The organism is Fimbriimonadaceae bacterium (assembly GCA_019638775.1).
Lineage (GTDB): Bacteria > Armatimonadota > Fimbriimonadia > Fimbriimonadales > Fimbriimonadaceae > JAHBTD01.
The window spans coordinates 623,898-642,601 of sequence record JAHBTD010000001.1 but is presented as its reverse complement, the minus strand read 5'-3'; the positions used below and the strand labels follow the sequence as shown (position 1 = coordinate 642,601).

15 protein-coding genes are annotated in these 18,704 nt (G+C 56.7%); 4 read left to right on the top strand and 11 right to left on the bottom strand.

Going from position 1 to position 18,704, the window contains the following annotated elements; translation table 11 throughout:
- The first annotated feature begins 30 nt into the window (after positions 1 to 30).
- Both KF784_02985 and KF784_02980 read left to right on the top strand, forming a co-directional pair.
- Positions 31 to 2,028, top strand: a complete 1,998-nt coding sequence (locus tag KF784_02985; protein ID MBX3118002.1) for a hypothetical protein — start codon at positions 31 to 33, stop codon at positions 2,026 to 2,028.
- Between the two features lie 65 nt (positions 2,029 to 2,093).
- Positions 2,094 to 3,395: an O-antigen ligase family protein gene (locus KF784_02980; protein ID MBX3118001.1), complete on the top strand. Its 1,302-nt coding sequence runs from the start codon at positions 2,094 to 2,096 to the stop codon at positions 3,393 to 3,395.
- Position 3,396: 1 nt separating this feature from the next.
- Here the strand turns inward: KF784_02980 and KF784_02975 are convergent, their stop codons facing one another.
- From KF784_02975 to KF784_02965, 3 genes are all read right to left on the bottom strand, one after another.
- Positions 3,397 to 4,836 carry an oligosaccharide flippase family protein gene (locus KF784_02975; protein ID MBX3118000.1) on the bottom strand — a complete coding sequence of 480 codons (1,440 nt, stop codon included), beginning with the start codon at positions 4,834 to 4,836 and terminating at the stop codon, positions 3,397 to 3,399.
- A gap of 46 nt (positions 4,837 to 4,882) precedes the next feature.
- The gene (locus KF784_02970; GenBank protein MBX3117999.1) at positions 4,883 to 5,824 is read right to left on the bottom strand and encodes a glycosyltransferase family 2 protein; all 942 of its coding nucleotides are present in this window, start codon (positions 5,822 to 5,824) and stop codon (positions 4,883 to 4,885) included.
- Positions 5,825 to 5,898: 74 nt separating this feature from the next.
- The gene (locus tag KF784_02965; GenBank protein ID MBX3117998.1) at positions 5,899 to 7,128 is read right to left on the bottom strand and encodes a glycosyltransferase family 4 protein; all 1,230 of its coding nucleotides are present in this window, start codon (positions 7,126 to 7,128) and stop codon (positions 5,899 to 5,901) included.
- Between the two features lie 101 nt (positions 7,129 to 7,229).
- On the opposite strand from KF784_02965, the gene KF784_02960 reads away from it, so the two are divergent.
- Positions 7,230 to 8,540 (top strand): UDP-glucose/GDP-mannose dehydrogenase family protein, encoded by a 1,311-nt coding sequence (locus tag KF784_02960; protein ID MBX3117997.1) that lies wholly within the window; start codon positions 7,230 to 7,232, stop codon positions 8,538 to 8,540.
- Positions 8,533 to 9,468 carry an NAD-dependent epimerase/dehydratase family protein gene (locus KF784_02955; GenBank protein MBX3117996.1) on the top strand — a complete coding sequence of 312 codons (936 nt, stop codon included), beginning with the start codon at positions 8,533 to 8,535 and terminating at the stop codon, positions 9,466 to 9,468. Before KF784_02960 ends, KF784_02955 begins: the two co-directional genes overlap by 8 nt.
- Here KF784_02955 and glmS read toward each other — a convergent pair.
- From glmS to galE, 8 genes are all read right to left on the bottom strand, one after another.
- On the bottom strand, positions 9,455 to 11,338 hold the full coding sequence (gene glmS / locus KF784_02950) for a glutamine--fructose-6-phosphate transaminase (isomerizing) (protein MBX3117995.1): 1,884 nt from the start codon (positions 11,336 to 11,338) through the stop codon (positions 9,455 to 9,457). The two genes, KF784_02955 and glmS, sit on opposite strands and share 14 nt — an antisense overlap.
- A 187-nt stretch (positions 11,339 to 11,525) precedes the next feature.
- Complete coding sequence (locus KF784_02945) at positions 11,526 to 13,022, bottom strand: sugar transferase (GenBank protein ID MBX3117994.1); 1,497 nt, start codon at positions 13,020 to 13,022, stop codon at positions 11,526 to 11,528.
- Positions 13,023 to 13,207: 185 nt separating this feature from the next.
- The gene (locus tag KF784_02940; protein ID MBX3117993.1) at positions 13,208 to 14,305 is read right to left on the bottom strand and encodes a glycosyltransferase family 4 protein; all 1,098 of its coding nucleotides are present in this window, start codon (positions 14,303 to 14,305) and stop codon (positions 13,208 to 13,210) included.
- Positions 14,302 to 14,877, bottom strand: coding sequence for an HAD-IIIA family hydrolase (locus KF784_02935; protein MBX3117992.1), 576 nt, complete (start codon positions 14,875 to 14,877; stop codon positions 14,302 to 14,304). Before KF784_02935 ends, KF784_02940 begins: the two co-directional genes overlap by 4 nt.
- A 17-nt stretch (positions 14,878 to 14,894) precedes the next feature.
- On the bottom strand, positions 14,895 to 16,001 hold the full coding sequence (locus tag KF784_02930) for a glycosyltransferase (GenBank protein ID MBX3117991.1): 1,107 nt from the start codon (positions 15,999 to 16,001) through the stop codon (positions 14,895 to 14,897).
- A 4-nt stretch (positions 16,002 to 16,005) separates the two neighbouring features.
- Positions 16,006 to 16,578, bottom strand: coding sequence for an SIS domain-containing protein (locus tag KF784_02925; GenBank protein MBX3117990.1), 573 nt, complete (start codon positions 16,576 to 16,578; stop codon positions 16,006 to 16,008).
- On the bottom strand, positions 16,575 to 17,576 hold the full coding sequence (locus KF784_02920; protein ID MBX3117989.1) for a hypothetical protein: 1,002 nt from the start codon (positions 17,574 to 17,576) through the stop codon (positions 16,575 to 16,577). The genes KF784_02925 and KF784_02920 overlap by 4 nt, the downstream gene beginning before the upstream one ends.
- The gene (gene galE / locus KF784_02915; GenBank protein MBX3117988.1) at positions 17,573 to 18,553 is read right to left on the bottom strand and encodes a UDP-glucose 4-epimerase GalE; all 981 of its coding nucleotides are present in this window, start codon (positions 18,551 to 18,553) and stop codon (positions 17,573 to 17,575) included. The genes KF784_02920 and galE overlap by 4 nt, the downstream gene beginning before the upstream one ends.
- Between the last annotated feature and the right edge of the window lie 151 nt (positions 18,554 to 18,704).

Below are 18,704 nucleotides of genomic sequence, written 5' to 3'. Positions count from 1 at the left end.
CCGTTAGACTACGTGTACGAGGATGGATCGATGATCAGATCTTATTTATGGAAGGTTGTGCTGGGTGTGATGATCGGCGCAGGCTTAGCGCTTGGCGCCTCCTTTATCGCCCCAAAGAAATACGAAGGGTTCGTTCAGATTCTGATCGACCAGAAGCAGCTCTCGCCCGCGATGGCGATGAGTGCGCCTGATCAGTCGATTGTCGACTTGACCGAGTTTAGCCGCCCGCGTAGCCTTACCACTCAGGTTCAGCAGCTCACGGGTTATGATGTTTTGCGCGAGGCTTCTGAGAAGATTACGCAAGACTTGAACATTCCTTCGGACGAACAGGAAGAGCTGCAGCCTATCAATATGCGCGAGAACGTCTTCGTTGATGCTGAGCTAGGTTCTGACGTCGTTAGCTTGCGCGTTCGGATGTCTTCGCCAGCCAAGGCGCGCGCTTTTGCGGCGGCGATGTATACGGAGTACGAGCGTCGTAACGGCGTGAATGCCCGAACTTTGGCGGACCGTGCTTTGGGAACCATCCGAGAGTCGATGGCTGGTCTTAAAGCGCAGATGGATGCTCTTGACCAGAAGATGAAGCAGATTCGTCAGGAGAGTGGAATTACCGACCCTGGCAGCCAGTTTGCGGCGGATTATGCTTCTATCACACGCGCTCGGGAGACGCGAGATATGGCTGCGATTGAGCTTGCCACTGCTCGCGGTCGCTTAGAGATTCTGCAGCAAGAGCTGAAGAAAATTCCGCCACGGATTGGGGCGAGTGAGACGACGAGCATGAACGGCAACATTCTCGATCTTGAGAACAAGATTGCCACGACCAAAGCCGAGCGAGATCGACTGCTTGAGCGCTATTACCCGGACCACGATTTGGTGAAGCAGGCGGATGCGACGATCAAGGCGTTTGAGGACGGCTTGAAGACGATGCGGCAGAATCTGAACTCGTCTTCGACCTCAACCGTGAACCCGAACTATCAGGCGCAGCAGGGCGCGATCAACGAGTCATTGGCGGCGGTCACCGCGATTGAGCGACGCTATGACGAAGCGGCGCAGAAGTTTGACGAGCTGTCACTGGTGATCGACAAGTATCCCGAGGTGACGCTTGCGCAGAACGATATTCAGCGTCAGGTTTCATCGCTGGAGCGACTGTTCCTGCAGTTTAACGAGCAGTATCGAACGCTTGAGCTCTCTAAGCTTGGTCGTGTTACACCGACGACGGTTGTGACCCCCGCGACAGCGCTGCCAGAGCCTGTTAGCCCGAAGCCTTTGCAGAATTCGGTTATCGGCGGTTTGGTCGGTCTGTTGATCGCAGGTTTGATCTGTGCCCGTCGTGAGGCTACTCGAATGCCGATCCGGTCGCTGGCGCAGCTCAACGCTTTGTCTTCGCACGTTGCCTATCGAACCGTTCCCAGACTTGGAGTTCCGTTCCGGGGTCTTGGAAAGGCACCGCACGAGTCTTACGAGACAATGGTGCTGAACTGTCTGCGGTCGGATTCACGGCCTTATCGTGTGGCGGTCTTTGGAATTGTGCGCGATAGCGGCGCATCGACGGCTGCGTTGAACTATGCCCAGTCTGTTTTGCGACGAGGTCTGAAGCCGTTGATCGTGATGGCGGACGCTCGTTCGACGATCAAGCGTCTTGGGAAGCAGTTGCCGGAGCCGGGACAGGTATCGGAACTGACCGATGGACTGCGTGTTCTCAATGCGGTTGAGATGAACCTCGTTGAGGCTCAAGGCACCGAGCTTGACATCGCAGCGGCGGTGAAGAGCCACGAAGCGGACGTGACGGTCTTTGATCTGGATTACACCTTGAGAAGCGCCGACTATGCGATTCTTTCGCAGGTTATCGATGAAGCGATCGTGCTCGTGCGAGCGGATCGTGTTCGTTCGGTGGACTTTGCGACGGTGCAGCAGGCGTTGAAGGATGCAGGATGCAAGCAGGTAACGGTTGTTCTGACCTTCGCTTCGAGCGATGCGACGACGCTGGACCGAATCGAAGTCATCGATGAGAGTAAGGCATTGCCCCAATGATAGCGTCGAGCGCACGTCAAGGCTTCACTGAAAGATTTAATCCAGCAGCCTTGTCTCGCGGCAAGATGCTTGCGCATCTTATCGGCTTCTCGTTCTGGTGGTACCTGGTTATCGACTTGCTCGCTGACCGGTTCCCCCTGCCTTATGTGCGGCTGAACGAGCTTCCGATTATTGCGGTCATGTTCTTCCTGTTGTTAGACAGGCCATCACACAGAAAGCGTTATCGAATCGGGCTATGGGAGATCACGTTCATTGCCTTTGCGGCGTTCTACGGGGTAGGGCTTATCTATGCCGAGCTGTTCATGGTCCGTGCCAGTGGAGTCATCAACTATGGCGACTGGATGCGCACCTTTTTGACGCCGTTGCTTTTCTATATCGTCATCATCGAGTGCAATAACCGCGAGCATTTCAGCATGAAAGTGCTGATTTATTGGCTGGTGGGGACGATTGCGTTTATTGCAATGCTGGGTTTGCTGCAAGCGGGCAACGTGGCGGGCTTTAGGAATTGGTTCCGGGGCTTTTATCAGTGGGATAAGATCGACGCCAAGCTTGTTGGCCCCTCTGCCGAGTATCAGGCCAGGGGGATTAGTGCGCACGCAAACGGTCACGCCGAGATCTTGTCGATGGGTTTGGCGACGGTCGCCTTTCTTTTCTCGCTTAAGGTGAAAAAGTGGGTGGTTGTCGGGTACTCGGGCTTGGTGGCGCTGTCGCTCTTCTTCACCTATTCACGGGGCGGAATTTTGGCGATGACGCTGATCATCGTCGGTATTTGCGCTTTCTACATCGTTCGTCGGAAGTGGGTGATCAGTGGCGTGATCGGTGGGTGTTTCCTGGGGGCGATGATCGCGTTTTTGGCGATGGTGTATGCCTTTGACATCAAGCGCTACAAGGAGCCTTTGGAGGGCCGGTCGATCGCGCGTGCGAACATGTCGATTTCGAGTTGGTATGACCGTATTGACACGAACAACCGTATGGCGGAGATGTTCCGCAGGTTCCCGGTTTTTGGCGCTTCGCCAGCGGGTGCGGGTCTGAACCGTCAGGGCGTTTTAAGCTACAACTACTACAACGCTGAGGGCGTGACGGGCACGGCCTATTATCAGATGCCTGCTTACTTTGGGTTTGGGGGGCTTGTCTTTGTTTTTATCATTCTGTTGCTGCCCTTTACGCCGTTGATCGTGAAGTTTCCACGTGACGACATAGCCATAGGGGCTATCGTTGTTGGCTGTGCGCTGGTGGTTTTTTGCGCCAGTGAAAACATTCTAACGAGCCCGTTCTCGATGGTTGTAGCGAACGTCATTATGGGAGTCCATATTGCGGTCAACCAGCACCGTGGCGAGTCGTTGTTGGCTGGGCATCAGTCGTTCTAAGCTACATCTCGGCCCATACGCCTTTTATCCCTTTTAGGGAGAAGCAAGCCCAGGGGTTTTTCTTCGTTTGAAGGCCAACTAGGATCACTTGGACGATGCCCACGAACGCGACGCCCAAGACAAGCTTGATGGGCAGGGGGGCGTTCAGCCAGAGGATGGGGACGGACAGAATGACCGCGCCAACGGAGCATGCGATTGCTGAGCCAACGCTTGCGAGGGCCTTTGCGGTGGGGCGGAAGACGAACAACGATACGATCGTTTGCGCTCCATAGCCAGCAACCGCTCCGAGAGTTAGCCAGAACGTTGCGGAGATGAGCGATCTGGTACTCCACGTCAGCCAAATGCCCGTGATGGCGACAACGTATGGCAAAAACCAGCAGAGCGTGTTTAGGCTGGCGCGGTGGATGGCTACGCAGGCTGTGCCGCCGATGGTGCCGAATGAGCGGACGCCGAGATAGATCGCCAGCATAGTGAGGATTGGGACGGCATCTTCGAACTTGGTGGAGTAAAGCGAGATCACGAACGGTTTGCTGTAGATGGCGAGAAATGCGTACAGCGGGACCATCGAGAATGCGACGGCGCGGTAGGAGCGGCAGAGGATAGATGCAAGCCGTACTTTGTCGTCTTGGGTGCGGGTGAAGGCCACAAACAGGGTGCGGCTGAGGGGCCAACTTACGAGTTCGAGCGGGCGGGTGGAGATGTTGTACATCGTTCCGTAGAGTCCCAACGCCTTTTCGCCAAAGACCTTTCCAATGAAGGTGTTGTCGACGGTTGTGTAGATCGTGTATTGGATGTTGTTGGCGAGGAGATGCGTCGATTTGGCGAGAATCGACCAGGAGTCCTGCAGCTTACCGCCGGAGATTTTGGGCTTGGCGAGGTACCAGAAAAAGGCAAGAAGGAGCGCGCCCCGGATGATCGATTGGGTGAGAAGGGCCTCGAATCCATAGCCCTGGAAGATCATGATGATGCAGACGGAATAGCCGATGATGGAGGCGACAAGCTCGGCAAACCCGGCGTCTCGAAATCTGGCCTGCTGCTGGAGGATGGCGTTGGGGATGATGGTTAGGCCGCCGATCATCAGCCCGATGCTTCCGAAGATGAGGGTCATGCGCAAGCTGTCGGAGCCGAAGTAAACAGCGGCTTTGTCGCGCAGGAGGAAGACGACAAGTGCGAGGATCGCGCTGATGGAGATGCTTGTCCAGAAATAGCTGGCGACGCTGCCGAGCTTGTGTTCGCGGTCGGCGATTAGGGTTGAGCCAAGCCCGGCGTCGCGAAAAACGTCGATGACGGTGACAATGGACGCGTAGAGTGCGAAGATGCCCATTTCGGCGGGGCCGAGATGTCGGGCGATGAGGATGCCGATGACCGGAAACGCCAGTCGGTTGATCGCGTTGAACATGAAGTTCCACGCGAAGCCGGTGGTGAATTCGGATTTGTTCATCTTTCTAACGTCTCCGGAAGCTCACCCTTGTGTTGGCATCTTGAGATCATGACTGTCGAGAGCGCTTGAGCAACCGACGTCGGAAGATGTTGTTGTAAACCTTTCGCATGATCCCGGCCAAGAGGAATACAGCGGCAGAGGGGCGGCTAAGGATGAACCGAAAAAGGCTTTTGTATCCGGCGAACCCTTTCTGCTCGTTCAGTATGGGCAGGATAGCGGTTGAGACGGTGTGCCGGAATAGGCCGATTGAGCAGTTAAGGCGAGTTTTGAACGATTTGCCGACGTAGACCTGGGCTTTGCGGATGACGGTCATGCCGTTGTCGAACATGACAACGGGATCGCGGGACATGGATCGGGGGAGCTGCCGGTAATCCGATCTGCGCACGGGGTCGAATCGGTGTTCGAACTTTTGACAGATTCGGTTTTGTTGATCCCAGTCCTCACATGCTCTGAGGAGCGGGTCGTAAAATCCGCATTCGACGAAGGCACGCTTACGCACGAGTAGGCCGCAGTTTGGCGATAGGGCGGCCCAGACCGTTGTTTGGGCGTTGACGACGTAGTCGGGTGGAGCGAGCTGATCGGCTTCGGCGTAGGGTTCGAGGTCAGGGTCGGTGAAACGGTAGGCTCCGGCGACGATCCCGACACGGTCAGAGTCGAACAGCTTGACGCGCTCGGAGATCAGGTTCAAGTCCATCCGGTCGTCGGCGTCGAGGAAGCACATGATGTCCCCTCGGGAGAGCATGATTCCGGCGTTTCTGGATGCGGAAAGACCGGCATTGACCTGATTGATGAGGACGACCCCTTGCTCCTTGTACTTTTCGGCGACTTGGGAGGTGTCGTCGGAGGAGCCGTCGTTGACGACGATGACTTCGATGTTCGGATAATCCTGGTTTAGGGCGCACTCGATGGAAGTGGGGAGGTATTGAGCGTGGTTGTAGCACGGGATGATGACCGTCACCAGGGGCAGAGTTGGGTCATTGATTCTCATATGCGCCCCCTTCGGTTGATGCGTTTGGGATAGGTGAGTCCTTTTGGTGCGCGTGTGTTGAATCCCATGGTGAGTTAACTGGAGGTGCGCTTGGTGGCGAGCACCGATTCGTAGACTTCTATCAGGCGTTGCAGGTGCTTGTCCATCGTGGGCGGGTCGGCCCAGAACCAATCGTACCCACTCCTGCCGTCCTGTTTGGCTCGGTCGATATCTTCATAATCTCGCAACTTCTGGGCCAAATCCTCGGCGTCTCCAGCCTTAAAGAGAACGCCTCCTCCGCTTACCTTGGTAGCTTCGGAGGCGGCGGTTACGTCCGAGCAGATGATGGGGATGCCGTTTGCGAGGGCTTCATAGGCCGCCATGCCTTGGGTTTCGAGGAGCAAAGAGGGGAAGATCAGTCCGCGTGAATGACGGAGCTTGTTTTGGACTTCGTCGGCGCTGAGCCAGCCCAGTACCTCTGCCTCGGGATGGTCTGTGCGGAGAGTATCGAGGAGGGGACCGTCGCCGATGAAGGCTATCTTTATGCCCGCGAGCTTGGCGGCTTTGGCGGCGGTGATCGGGTCCTTGCCGGAGTTTAGGACACCAATGTAGAGGTAGGGGTTTTCGCTCTTGATTTCGGCGGGTTCGGATTTGATGACGTCGATTGGGTTGGGGATGACGGCTTTTAAGCCGACGCCTTCGACATAGGGGGAAAGCACCCGCTTGCTGAATTCGCTGACGAATAGAACGGCGTCCAACCCTTTCGGCATCTTGCCGCGCCCTTGTTGGATGGCGTGTTTGTAGAGGATGGCGGCCTTTTTGATCCTTCCCGAATCGTTGCACTTGGCGGTAATGCACGAGAGGGACATGCCTTTTCGGGTGCAGATGGTGGATGTTGGGACATCGAGGAAGCCGCCATAGGGGCAGCCGAGGCTGTAGTCGTGGCTTGTGAAAATGGTGGGGAATCTGAGGTCGATTGCTTTGCGGACTACGGCGGGGGTGAGTGCGTCGCGTATTTGGTGGGCGTGTACGATGGTTTCGTGGGGGTTGCAGGCTGCAAGCGCCTCGCCGAAGGCTTCGGCAGCTTCGGGGTTCCAGGTTCCAGCTTTTAAGGCAGCCTTACCGCTTAGGGAGTTGAACTTGGGGATTTCGAGGCAGGTGACTTTGATGCGTTGGTGGTTGAGAAGAGTTTGTTCGATGGGAGCGACGGCGCTAAAGACGTGGATATCGTGTCCAGCGTCGGCGAGGGCTACCGCCGAGGAGAGAGCGACCTTGGCCGCGCCCCCGTTGATATGCGCATAGTCGCTGACGATGACTATTCTCATCCGTACCCTCGATTATGGAGTCCCAAGAGATAGGGACGGGGTAGGTCCTGGATTCGGCTTTGCTCCGCAGTCCTTTGCGGCGCGGGGGTACATTCAAAGCCATGCGCATTGCCGTGGTGGGGACTGGGTACGTCGGGTTGGTCACAGGGGTTGTTCTTGCCGACCTTGGCAACGATGTGATTTGCGTCGATAACGACCTAGAAAAACTCTCTAAACTTCGACAGGCTATTTCGCCGATTTATGAGCCTGGAATTGAGGAGATTCTTCGTCGGACTATTAACGAAGAAAAGCTGACGTTTACCGACTCGATCTCTGAGGCGACGAAGGCGAGTGAGGTCGTGTTTATTGCGGTTGGTACTCCGGCGTTGCCGGACGGCAATCCAGACATGTCCACGGTCAAGTTGGTTGCAGGGGAGATCGGCAGGGCGATAAACCGCTATACGATCGTCGTCAATAAGTCGACTGTTCCGGTGGGAAGCGGCGACATGGTCGAGCAGATTATTTTGCAGCAGGGCGCAGCGAAAGAGTTGTTCGACGTTGTGAGCAATCCTGAGTTCTTGCGTGAAGGTTCGGCGATTCATGACACGCTGCATCCTGACCGAGTTGTGATTGGGACCAAGCATCCTGAAGCAGCGAAGAAGCTTCAGGAGCTTTACGCGCCGCTGGATGCGCCGTTTGTGGTGACCGATTTGAACACGGCGGAGCTGATCAAGTACGCGAGCAATTCGTTTCTGGCGATGAAGATTAGCTTTATCAACGCGATGAGCCGGATTTGCGAGCTTGCCGACGCGAACGTGGGCGATATCGCTAAGGGGATGGGGCTCGATACTCGTATTGGCAATCAGTTCTTGCAGGCAGGCTTGGGTTGGGGAGGGAGCTGTTTCCCGAAGGACGTTTTGGGGCTAATCAAGTCGGGCGAGGCGCTGGGTTACGATTTTGGGCTTTTGCGTGAGGTGTGGGAAGTCAATGAGGATCAGACCTTCCATTTCATCGGTCGGCTTGAGCAGGCTCTTGGGGGCTTTGAGGGCAAAACGGTCTGCCTTTGGGGGCTAGCGTTTAAGCCCAATACCGACGATATTCGCGATGCGAAGTCTTTGGTGATGATTGACCGAATCACCAAGGCGGGCGGGACGGTGCGGGCTTACGATCCGGTGGCGATGGATAACGTGAAGGAGGTCTGCCCCGACATCGTTTATACAGGTGGCGCGTATGAGGCGGCGGAGGGGGCGGATGCGATTGTCTTGGTCACCGAGTGGAATGAATTTAAGCAGCTTGATTTGAAGCGTGTGAGGCAGTCTATGCGGGGTGATCTGTTGTTCGATGGGCGGCGGATCTATTCCCGAGCGACGGTGGAGGGGGCGGGCTTGCGGTTCTTCGCGGTCGGCATCTCCGAGAAGGGCTCTCGTGGCTGATAAGGGTCGGGTGCTGGTTCTTGGCGGGGCCGGGTTTATCGGCGGCCATCTTGCCGAGAGCTTGGTGAGCGCGGGCTACCGGGTGCGGGTGCTGGACGACTTGTCGTCGGGACGCAAGGAGAACCTGGCGCAGGTTGCCAGCGACATTGAGTGGATTGGTGGCTCGATCCTGGATCGAGAACTGATGAGTCAGGCGGTGAGTGGCTGCAAAGGGGTTTTTCATCTGGCGGCGGCCGTGAGTGTGCAGCGGTCGTTTTTGGAGCCCTATGACATTCATGACGTGAACGCGACGGGGACGCTGAATGTTGTGGAGGCCTGCGCTGAACACGGTGCAAAGTTGATCTTTTCCTCGACAGCGGCGGTTTATGGGGAGGATGTGGAGCAACCCGTTCGTGAGGGGGCTACCTTGGCGCCGATTTCGCCTTATGGGGCGCAGAAGCTCTATGGTGAGGGGTTGATTCGGAGTTACGTTCGGGCGAAGGGCCTGAGCGCGGTGTCTCTTCGGTACTTCAATGTTTACGGGCCTCGGCAAGATCCCAGCAGCCCTTACTCGGGTGTCATCAGCATCTTTGTGCGCAAGGTCTTGGTGGGCAAGCCGCTCACCATTTATGGCGACGGTGGACAGACGCGCGACTTTGTCAATGTTCGGGATATTGCGCGGGCGAATATGCTTGCTTTTGAAGGCAAGAGCGGGGATGGAGAGAGCATTAACATTGGGACGGGCGACAGCGTGACCCTGCTTGAGCTTGCCGATACGATTTTTCACGTCACGGGCAAACGCAGTGAGGTTTTGCATGAGCCGGGGCGTCAGGGCGACATCCGGCACTCCTGCTCTGACCCCTCGCTTGCACGTGAGCGGATCGGCTTTACGAGTTCGATCCGGCTTGAGGAGGGGCTAAGCGACCTCTTCAATTCTATTCAACGGTAACCGATTTGGCGAGATTCCTCGGTTGGTCGATCTCGCATCCCCTTAAGCGCGCCACGTGATAGGCGAGCAGTTGGAGAGGGATGATGGTGAGCAGCGAGTTGAGGAAGTCGAAGTTGGTATCTGGGACACGCAGGACGTGCTCGGCGTTTTTGGGAATGATGGTATCGCCTTCGGTGGTGATGGCAACGATGGTTCCCGAGCGGGCGTGAAACTCCTTAATGCTGCTGGTTGTCTTTTCGCGAAGGGCGGGGTCGGTTGCTCCGAAGACGCCTACCACTTGGGGTTCGACGAGGGCAAGTGGTCCGTGCTTCATCTCGCCTGCGGGGCACTCTTGGGTGGGCACGTAGGCGATCTCCTTCATCTTGAGGGCAGCTTCGAGGGAAAGATAGGCGTCTGCGCCGCGTCCGAGGAAAAAGAACAGCTTGGTGTCTTGGATTTTCTCGGCGATTTGGATGACCTCGTCCTCCAGCTTGAGTACCTCTTCCGCCAAGGTGGGGAGATTGCGAAGCATCTGGGCACAGTCGGCAACTCTCACGCCAGGCATCTCTTGAAGTTGGGCGATGTAGAGGCTGAGCATGGTCAGGACCAGCACTTGGGCGGTGTAGGCCTTGGTGCTGGCGACGGAGATTTCTGGCCCGGCTTGGGTGAATATGGTGCGGTCGCATTCTCGGGCGATGCTGGAGCCCATGACGTTGACGATGCCGAGGGTTCTGATGCGGCGCTGCTTACAGAGCCGAAGGGCGGCGAGGCTGTCGGCGGTTTCTCCGGATTGGCTGATGAAGACGGCGAGCGATTTCGGGGAGAGGACGGGGTCGCCGTATCGGAATTCGCTGGAATAGAAGACGTCGGTTGGGAGTCTGAGGAGCTTCTCAAACATGTGCTTGCCCATCAGTCCTGCGTTGTAGGCTGTGCCGCAGGCGATGATGTTGATGCGGTCGATCTCGTTCCAGACATGCTCGGAAAAGACGCTTTCGAAGCGGATGTGGCTGCTGTCGTCTATGCGACCGGCGAGGCATTGGCGGATGACGTTGGGCTGCTCGTGAATCTCTTTGAGCATAAAGTGCTCGTAACCACCCTTTTCTGCGGCTTCGATATCCCAGTCGATGTGCATGGCCTCGACGCGTAATTCTTTGCCGTCGAAGTCGAGAATACGAATTAATGAGGGTGTAATGACCGCTATACGCTCATCTTCGAGGATGGCGACTTTGCGGGTGTAAGGGAGGAGCGCTGGGATGTCGCTGGCGAGCATGTTTTCGCCGTCGCCGAATCCGAGGACGATTGGGCTGGCGTTGCGGGCGGCGACGATTTTGTCGGGCTCGGCCTTGGATATGACGACGAGGGCATAGGCTCCTCGGAGGCGTTTAACGGCGTTTCTTACGGCGTCTTCCAACACCTTCGTCTTGGCGTACTCTTGACCGATGACGTGGGCGGCGATTTCAGTGTCCGTCTCGGACTTGAAGGTGTGGCCTTCAATGACCAGCTCCTCACGAAGTTCGAGATAGTTCTCGATGATGCCGTTGTGGATGATGGAGATCTGCTCGAATTGGTCGAAGTGGGGGTGGGCGTTCTCGTCGTTGGGGGCGCCGTGGGTGGCCCATCGCGAGTGGGCTATAGCCATGTGGGTGTCGGGGACTCCGTTCTCCATGAGCTTGCCCAGCTCTTTGAGTTTTCCGGCGCGCTTGAGAACGGAGATTGAGCCTTTGTCGAGGTAAGCGATTCCGGCGCTATCGTAGCCGCGATACTCGAGCCTTTTCAACTGGTCGAAAACGATGTCGATGGCCTGTTTTGGTCCTGTGTATCCGGCGATCCCGCACATATGGATATTGTACTCGTGGGGGGTGGAGGGGGAGGGGGCGTTCGGGGGAGCCATGAAACGATGAACGATGAACGATGAATGATGAGGGATGAGTGGAGCAGGGAGGGGTGGCGCTATATGAGCTTGTGCGGACTCAGATTTAGAACCTTCCATAACAGCAGTTATGGAGGGATCGGAGCGTGGCGACGGCGGAGCGGTGGCTTCCCGGTCAGAACTCATTCCAGCCGATGTTAGCCTCGCCTTAGTAGGCGCCGCGGCCGGAGATCATTGCGGGAATGGTGCGGATGAGGATGTCGATGTCCAGCCAGATCGTGTAGTTGCGGATGTAGTACATGTCCAGCTTCACGCGGTCGTCGTAAGTGAGGTCGCTTCGACCGCTGACTTGCCAGAGTCCCGTCATGCCGGGTTTGACGGTGAGCAGGCTGTGCTCCCATTCGCCGAACTTTTCGAGCTCGGGGTAGGTGAGCATACGTGGTCCGACCAGGCTCATTTCGCCGCGCAGGACATTGAGGAGTTGGGGTAGCTCGTCGAGGCTGTATTTGCGGATGAACATCCCGATCTTGGTGATTCGGGGGTCGTCTTTCAGCTTGCCGTAGTCCTTCAGTTCGAGCTTCTGTTCTTCGGTAAGGATGTCGTTTCCGTTCATCACCATCGTGCGGAACTTGAATGCGTCGAATTCTTGGCGTCCGAGCCCGACGACTCGTCGTCGGTACATGGCAGGTCCCTTTGAACCGAGCTTGATGAGGAGCATCAGCAGCAAGAAGAGGGGCAACAGGATGAGAAGTAGGAGGGCGCTGCAAAGGCGGTCGAGGGTGCTCTTGAAGATTCGGTGGATGCCGCTGATGCGAGCTTTGTTGAGGGCGATGAGGGGGACAAAACCATCCTCGCGGATGCGGATGCCGGTGGTGAATACCTCGAAGAATCCGGGTGTCATCTGGAGTTCGGTGTCGTTGAGGATTCGCATCGTGTCGCGGTCGGCGGCGAGGCACTCTTTGAATTGGGCAGGGTCGGCGATGACCACAGAGTCGATCCGTTGGGTTTCGACGACATGCCGGAGGTCGTGAGCCCTTCCGAGAAGTGGTGCGCCGGGCATGGGTTCGGATGGGCTGGAGGCAACCTCGTCGAGGAAGCCGACAATTCTTGCGCCAGCGGCTTTTGCCTGGGCTAGCTGAGTGCCGATGGCGATTCCTTCGCGATTCGCGCCGACGATGAGGACCCTTTCGACGAAAACTCCTCGCTTTCGGAGAAGATAGACGACGCGTCGGACAACAAATCTGCCGATCATCGACGCGAAGGTGAGCCAAGCCCAAAAGAGAAGTGGTTGATTGCCGGAGAGGGCAAAGGTTGGGACGAGTCCACCGGCGAAGACGAGCGCAAGTGTGCCGAGCGAGGATGCTAGGAACGACCTTTCGTATTCGTTTGAGCCGGAAAGCACGTTTGCGGGAAGGTACAGGCCAAGCGTGAGGCGAACGAGCAGCAGTCCACCGACTACGCCACACGCGCTGAAGGTGTCGGTGAGCGGGTGTGAGGTGGCAGAAGAGGTGGATTCGAGGAGAGCAGGCCAGAGCACGAAGAAGAACGCGGAGAGGGTTGCTACCGCGTCTGCGGCGACGAGTAACGCCACGAGCAACCGCCTTTCGCGGGTTTTTGCGTTGCGACGGTCGGCGATCTCCTTCACGTCAATTGTAGCGGTGTGATCCCACCGCAACTGCTCTTGCGTTCCTACCCTTTCACTCATTTCTGGTCCGATATACAGGCGATCCACTCCCCAATGTGGAAGTAACTTATGCCGCCCGCAATTCTCATACCGAATCGCCTATTGCCGATTCGATGCCGCCCAATGGCTTCCTTGAATTGTGCCGTGCGAGACACCCTTAAAGCAAGCTGGCCTACCCTTCGGTCTGTACCAGGATTAAGCTAGGTTTAACGTTTTGGACAATTCAGGAGTTCTCTGACGTGAGACTCGGTTTGGGCAACGGTTTGTTCGATGGGGAATTTGCGTATCTGCTCAAGGCCCACTTCTCGAAGATTTGATGAACGGGCTTTGTCGTTGAGGAGATCGGCGATGCTTTTGGCAAGATGCTCCACGCTGTGTGGATCGAAGTATTGAACCGCCGATCCACAGACCTCTCGTGCTGCCGGGATGTCGGAGGAAAGGGCCGGAGTGTTGAAGAGCATCGATTCCAGCGGGCCGTATCCGAAGCCTTCGTAGAGCGATGGGAAGACGCAGAGTTCGGCGTGAGAGTAGAGGTTGTGAAGGGTGTTCGTTGAGACGTAGCCGAGCATCTTGACGCGATCTCCACCTTTGGCAACGGCTTGTTGGAGGGCAATGTCCTCGGTGATGAGGTCGTCGATCTGTCCGGCGATGAGCAGGTCGTGCGGAATATGATCCTGGATTTGCGCGAAGGCGAGGATGAGAGTTGCGAAGTTTTTGTGCGGTTTGACGTTGCCCATCGAGAAAATGAAGGGTTTGTCGGTTGGCAGAGGCTCGGCAGTGAAGGCATTGTCGGTGAGGTCGATGCCGTTGTGCACGACATGGACTTTGCTCATGTCCGGCTTCAGTAGTCGGGCGATCTCGGACTTCGTGAACTCTGAGACCGCCATGATGCGCTCTGAACGGCGCAGAGCGGCCTTGAACAGCGCTTTCGTGATCATCAGTCGGAAGCTTCCAGGAAACCACTCAGGATGGGCAAGAAACAGCACATCGTGAATGGTTGTGAGCTGTGGCTTTTTGCTAAAGACGGGGATGTTGAAGTGTGGAGTCCAGTGAAGGGCGGTTTCTGGGGGGATGATCTTTGGCAAGTCTCGCTGCTCGGCGAGGGAGTAGCGGGGGATGCTTGTATCGATATAGCGAACGTTAGGTCGTTCACCGAATATCTCGACGAGATAGATTTGGGGGCCGAGGAGTACGAAGTCGACGTCGGGGCAGTTGTCGATAAGTCGGGGCATGATCGTGCGGATGTAGCTCCCGATTCCTGAGCCGAGCATTCGGACATCGATGCTGACGAGTGGGCGGGTCAATCTCGGCCTCCCGTTGGGGTGTGGCTGTGGCTGAGGATGTGCTTGACGGCCTGGAGTAGGTCATCCACGACAAGAGCCTGAAGTTCGGGCTCTTGATGAAGCAGTTCCTCTTGGGGGAGGCCTCTGCCCGTTCGGACTAGGATGGGAGTCGCTCCGGCAGCGATTCCGGCTTTGAGGTCGGTGACGGCGTCTCCGATCATGAAGGATTGGGGCAGATCGAGGTCATATTGCTTTGCGGCCTGATAGAGATTGCCGGGGCTGGGCTTGCGGCAATCACATCCGTCGTCGGGGGCGTGGGGGCAAATGTAGGCGTGGATAATGTTTGCTCCGGCTTGGTTGAAGCGGTCCACGATGACGTTGTTCAGCCGCTCGATCTCTTTGAAATCCATCATTCCACGCCCGACGAGCGATTGATTGGTGATGATGATCTGAGGGAATCCGGCTTGGGTCAGGAGTCGGCACGCTTCGAAGGCGGATTCGAAGTATTCGATGTCGGATTCGGACTGGACGTAGTTTGGCGGGTTCTCGACAAGAACGCCGTCCCGATCCAGAAATACCGCCCTGCGCGCCATAGTTCTATTGTGGACGCTCATCGCAGTTCGGCGCGTTCCTGAGCTTGAAGCACGGCATCGGCGTACTCCTTGCGAAAGACGGACACATCGAATTTTTGGGCTTGACTGGCTAGTGTTTTGTGGTCGAACTCTTTGGCTTCAAATTCGGCGATGGCCTGGCTGAGGGCTTCGGGGGTTTGCTCGTGGAATAGAACTCCGCATTCGGGAGTGACGGATTCGGAGGCGCCGCCAACCCCGAATGCCACCACCGGCAGTCCGGCGGCGAGAGCCTCGACGGGGACGATTCCGAAGTCTTCGTAGGCGTTGAAGAGAACGCCTCGGCATTGGCCCATGAGGTCGAGCAATTGCTCGTCGGGGAGCTTTCCGTGAAACTGAACGTTCGCTATACCTTCGGCTTGTGCTTTTAGCTCGGCTTCGAGGGGGCCTCCGCCAACGATGTGCAGCTTGAATCCTCGCTGCTTTGCGACTTCGATAGCGAGGTCAATGCGCTTGTACTCGACCATGCGCCCCCACATCAGATAGCCTTCGCTCTCGTTCCTTCGAGTGACGGTTTGGAACTTGTCGATGCGGCAGGGTGGGTAGATCACGCGATCAACCTTTCTCCCATAGAACTTTTCGATTCGGCTGGCGGTGGTTTGTGAGTTGGCGAAGATGACGTCGGGGCGCTTTGAGAAATCAAGGTCGCGCTTTTTTAGCCAAGGGATGAGTTTGCTCTTGAGGCCACCTTGGGCACGGGGGTCTATCTCGGGCATCCAGAGGGAGCGGGCCGGACTGTGATAATAGTTGATGTGGAGGGCATCTTTGCGTTTGACGACTCCGTGGGCGAAGGAATGGCTATCGCTGAGCACCACGTCGAACTGGGCAAGGTCGAATTTTGGATAGACAAGGCTTGCCAAGGGGGCGTAGATGTAGTGCTTGGTGTGGGCGAGCGGGAGCTTGTCGATGTAGGAAACGGTGGCGCTTTCGGGATCGATCCAGGGGAATTTCTCTTTCGTTAGGATCGAGGTGAAGACGTGCCCTGGAAACAGTTCTTGAACTTGTTGAAAGACCTCTTCGGAGCCTGCGTGATTGACCAGCCAGTCGTGCACCAAAGCATAACGCAGGCTGTTTTGGGCGGCTTCCATGCTCTTATCCCGAGATTTCCGGCTTGAGGCGAGCGGTGACCATGTGCATGATGATGCTGTGGGCATCTTCGATAACGCCGTAGTCTTGGCTTTCGACGACGATGCTGTCATCGGAGAGATTCTTGGCTTTCCCGCCTTGGAAGCCGAGCAGGCTGAAGGTTTTGACTTTAAGGTCAATGGCGGCCTTGAGGCATTCGACGACGTTTGGGGAGTTTCCGCTTGCGGAGATACTGATGAGAAGGTCCCCCGGTTGCGCGAGGTTGCGCAATTGCTCGGCAAAGATCACGTCGTAGCTGACATCGTTGCCCCAGGCCGTCATGAGCGCGGGGTTTTCGGCTAATGCGATGCAGCGGAGACGCTTGTTAGGCAGAGTCTTGCCTTTGCCAAGCGTTGTCTTGCAGAAGTCGCAAGCCATGTGAATGGCGGTTGCAGCACTGCCGCCGTTACCAGCGACGAAGATCGTTTTTCCTTCGCGAAAGGCGGCAAGGATCGCTTGGGCGAGGCGTTCGAGAGCAGCCTCATCAAGGCGCGCAAGATGCTGGCCCAACTCTGCTTTGTAGCTGGAATAGATGCTCATTGATGTTCTGCCTGGCTTTCTTCGACGAAGATGATCTTGCTGCCTTGTGGCTCAAACTGTACTCGAACCGGCCGCAAATCGGGCATGGATTGGCAGATGGCGATTTGGTTTTCGGGGTGGGCGTAGAGAAGAAGGAATCCACCACCTCCAGCGCCAAGGATTTTGCCACCAACGGCGCCGTACTTTCGGGCGGTTTGATACCATTCCTGAATTTGGGGGTTGGATATGGCGTCGGCAAGGCTCTGTTTAAGTCTCCATCCTTCGTCTAGCATTTCTCCGAAGGCATCGAGGTCGTTGGATTGCAGGGCCTTGCGCATGTCTTCGGCCTGCTGCTTCATCTTTTGGAGCGTCTTTTTTGCGGCGGGTTTGCAGTTCGTGTTGTTGCTTTGAACTTGCAAGATGTCGTCTGCCGAGCGGGTCATGCCGGTGTAGAGCATGATTAGCCTTTGTTGAAGCTGTTTTTGAGTTCGGGCTTGGCAGATGATGGGGTCGCTAAAAACGGTGCCGTCAGGGTTGAACTGGTAGTAGCGCAGGCCACCGAAAGCAGCGGCGTATTGATCTTGCTTGCCGATGGGCTTTCCGCAGATTTCGATCTCGATTTGGCTGGCCTCTTTTGCGAGGCGGTCGGGGCTTGCGTGGAGGCCCTTGTAGGCGTAGAGAGCGTTAAGCAGTCCGACGGTGTAGGTGCTTGAGGAGCCGAGTCCGGTGCCTTGGGAGGGGATGTCTGAGATGGACGTTATCTCGATGCCTTTTTCGAGGCCGACGAGTTTGAGGCACTCGCGGATGAGTTCGTGCTGGAGCTTTGATGCGTTTTCGACGATCTCTGTGATGGAGTAGCTGGCACGGACTTGGGAGTCGAATTTACGGTTCGTCGTGATGTAGATGTACTGGTTGATGCTAGTGCTGACCACTGCGCCGCATTCTTGCTCGTAGAACGCAGGAAGATCGGTGCCACCTCCGGCAAAGCTAATGCGCAATGGGGTGCGTGAGATGATCATGCGCGATAGCCTCCTGGGTGCTGCATCTGCCACTTCCACGCGGATTCAACCATGCTGTGAAGATCGGTATAACGGGGGCTCCACCCTAGTTCACGGATGGCCTTTTCGTTGGAAGCGACGAGTCGAGCGGGGTCTCCGGGTCTTCTGTCGCCATTTTTGAAGGGGACTTCTTTGCCGGTGACTTTGCGCACGGCTTCGATGACTTGGAGGTTGCTGTCGCCCTTGCCGCTTCCGAGGTTGTAAGCACCGGCACCGATGCGTTCTATCTGATTGAGAGCTTGGACGTGGGCGTTTGCGATGTCGTAGACGTGGACGTAGTCGCGGATGCAGGTGCCGTCGGGGGTGTCGTAGTCGGTTCCAAATAGGGTGAAGCCGGTCCGGTGCCCGAGGGCGACCTCGAAGAGAAGGGGGATGATGTGGGTCTCTTTTTCTCGCGATTCGCCGAATTTTTCGGTAGCTCCGCAAGCGTTGAAGTATCGGAATGAGATGTGGTTGAGCCCAAATGAGCGTCGATACCAGGCCATGATCCGCTCGAATTGGAGCTTGGATTCGCCGTAGGCGTTGACGGGCTCGTGGGGGTCGTCCTCGGTGATGGGAATCTGTTTGGGCTCGCCGTAGACGGCAGCGGTTGATGAGAAGACGATCTTGTCGATGTTGCAGCTCCTCATCGCTTCAAGCAGGTTGAGACCGCCGGTGACGTTGACGGAGAAGAAGCGGCCGGGATTGCGGATGGACTCGTCGATGAGGGCTTCAGCGGCGAGGTGGATGACGGCTTCGGCTTGGGACTCTGCCACCGCTTTTTGTAGGCTATCGGAGTCGAGAAGGTCCCCTTCGATGAACTTGGCTTCCGGGTGGACGGCGGCGCGGTTGCCGGTTTGGAGGTTATCGAAGACGACGGCCTGATGGCCGGATTCGATGAGACGTTCGGTGACGGCCGAACCGATGTATCCAGCGCCTCCGGTGACAAAAACTCGCATAGTGTTTGGGGGCTTTTGGGCCTGGATAAGGATACCTTTTGGGTGTTGGGCGTTGGGTGTTGGGTGTTGGGCGTTGGGCGTTGGGCGTTGGGGGAAGGGCGTTGGGTGTTGGGCGTTGGGGGAGTTTCTCACAAAGGCACGAAGAACCACA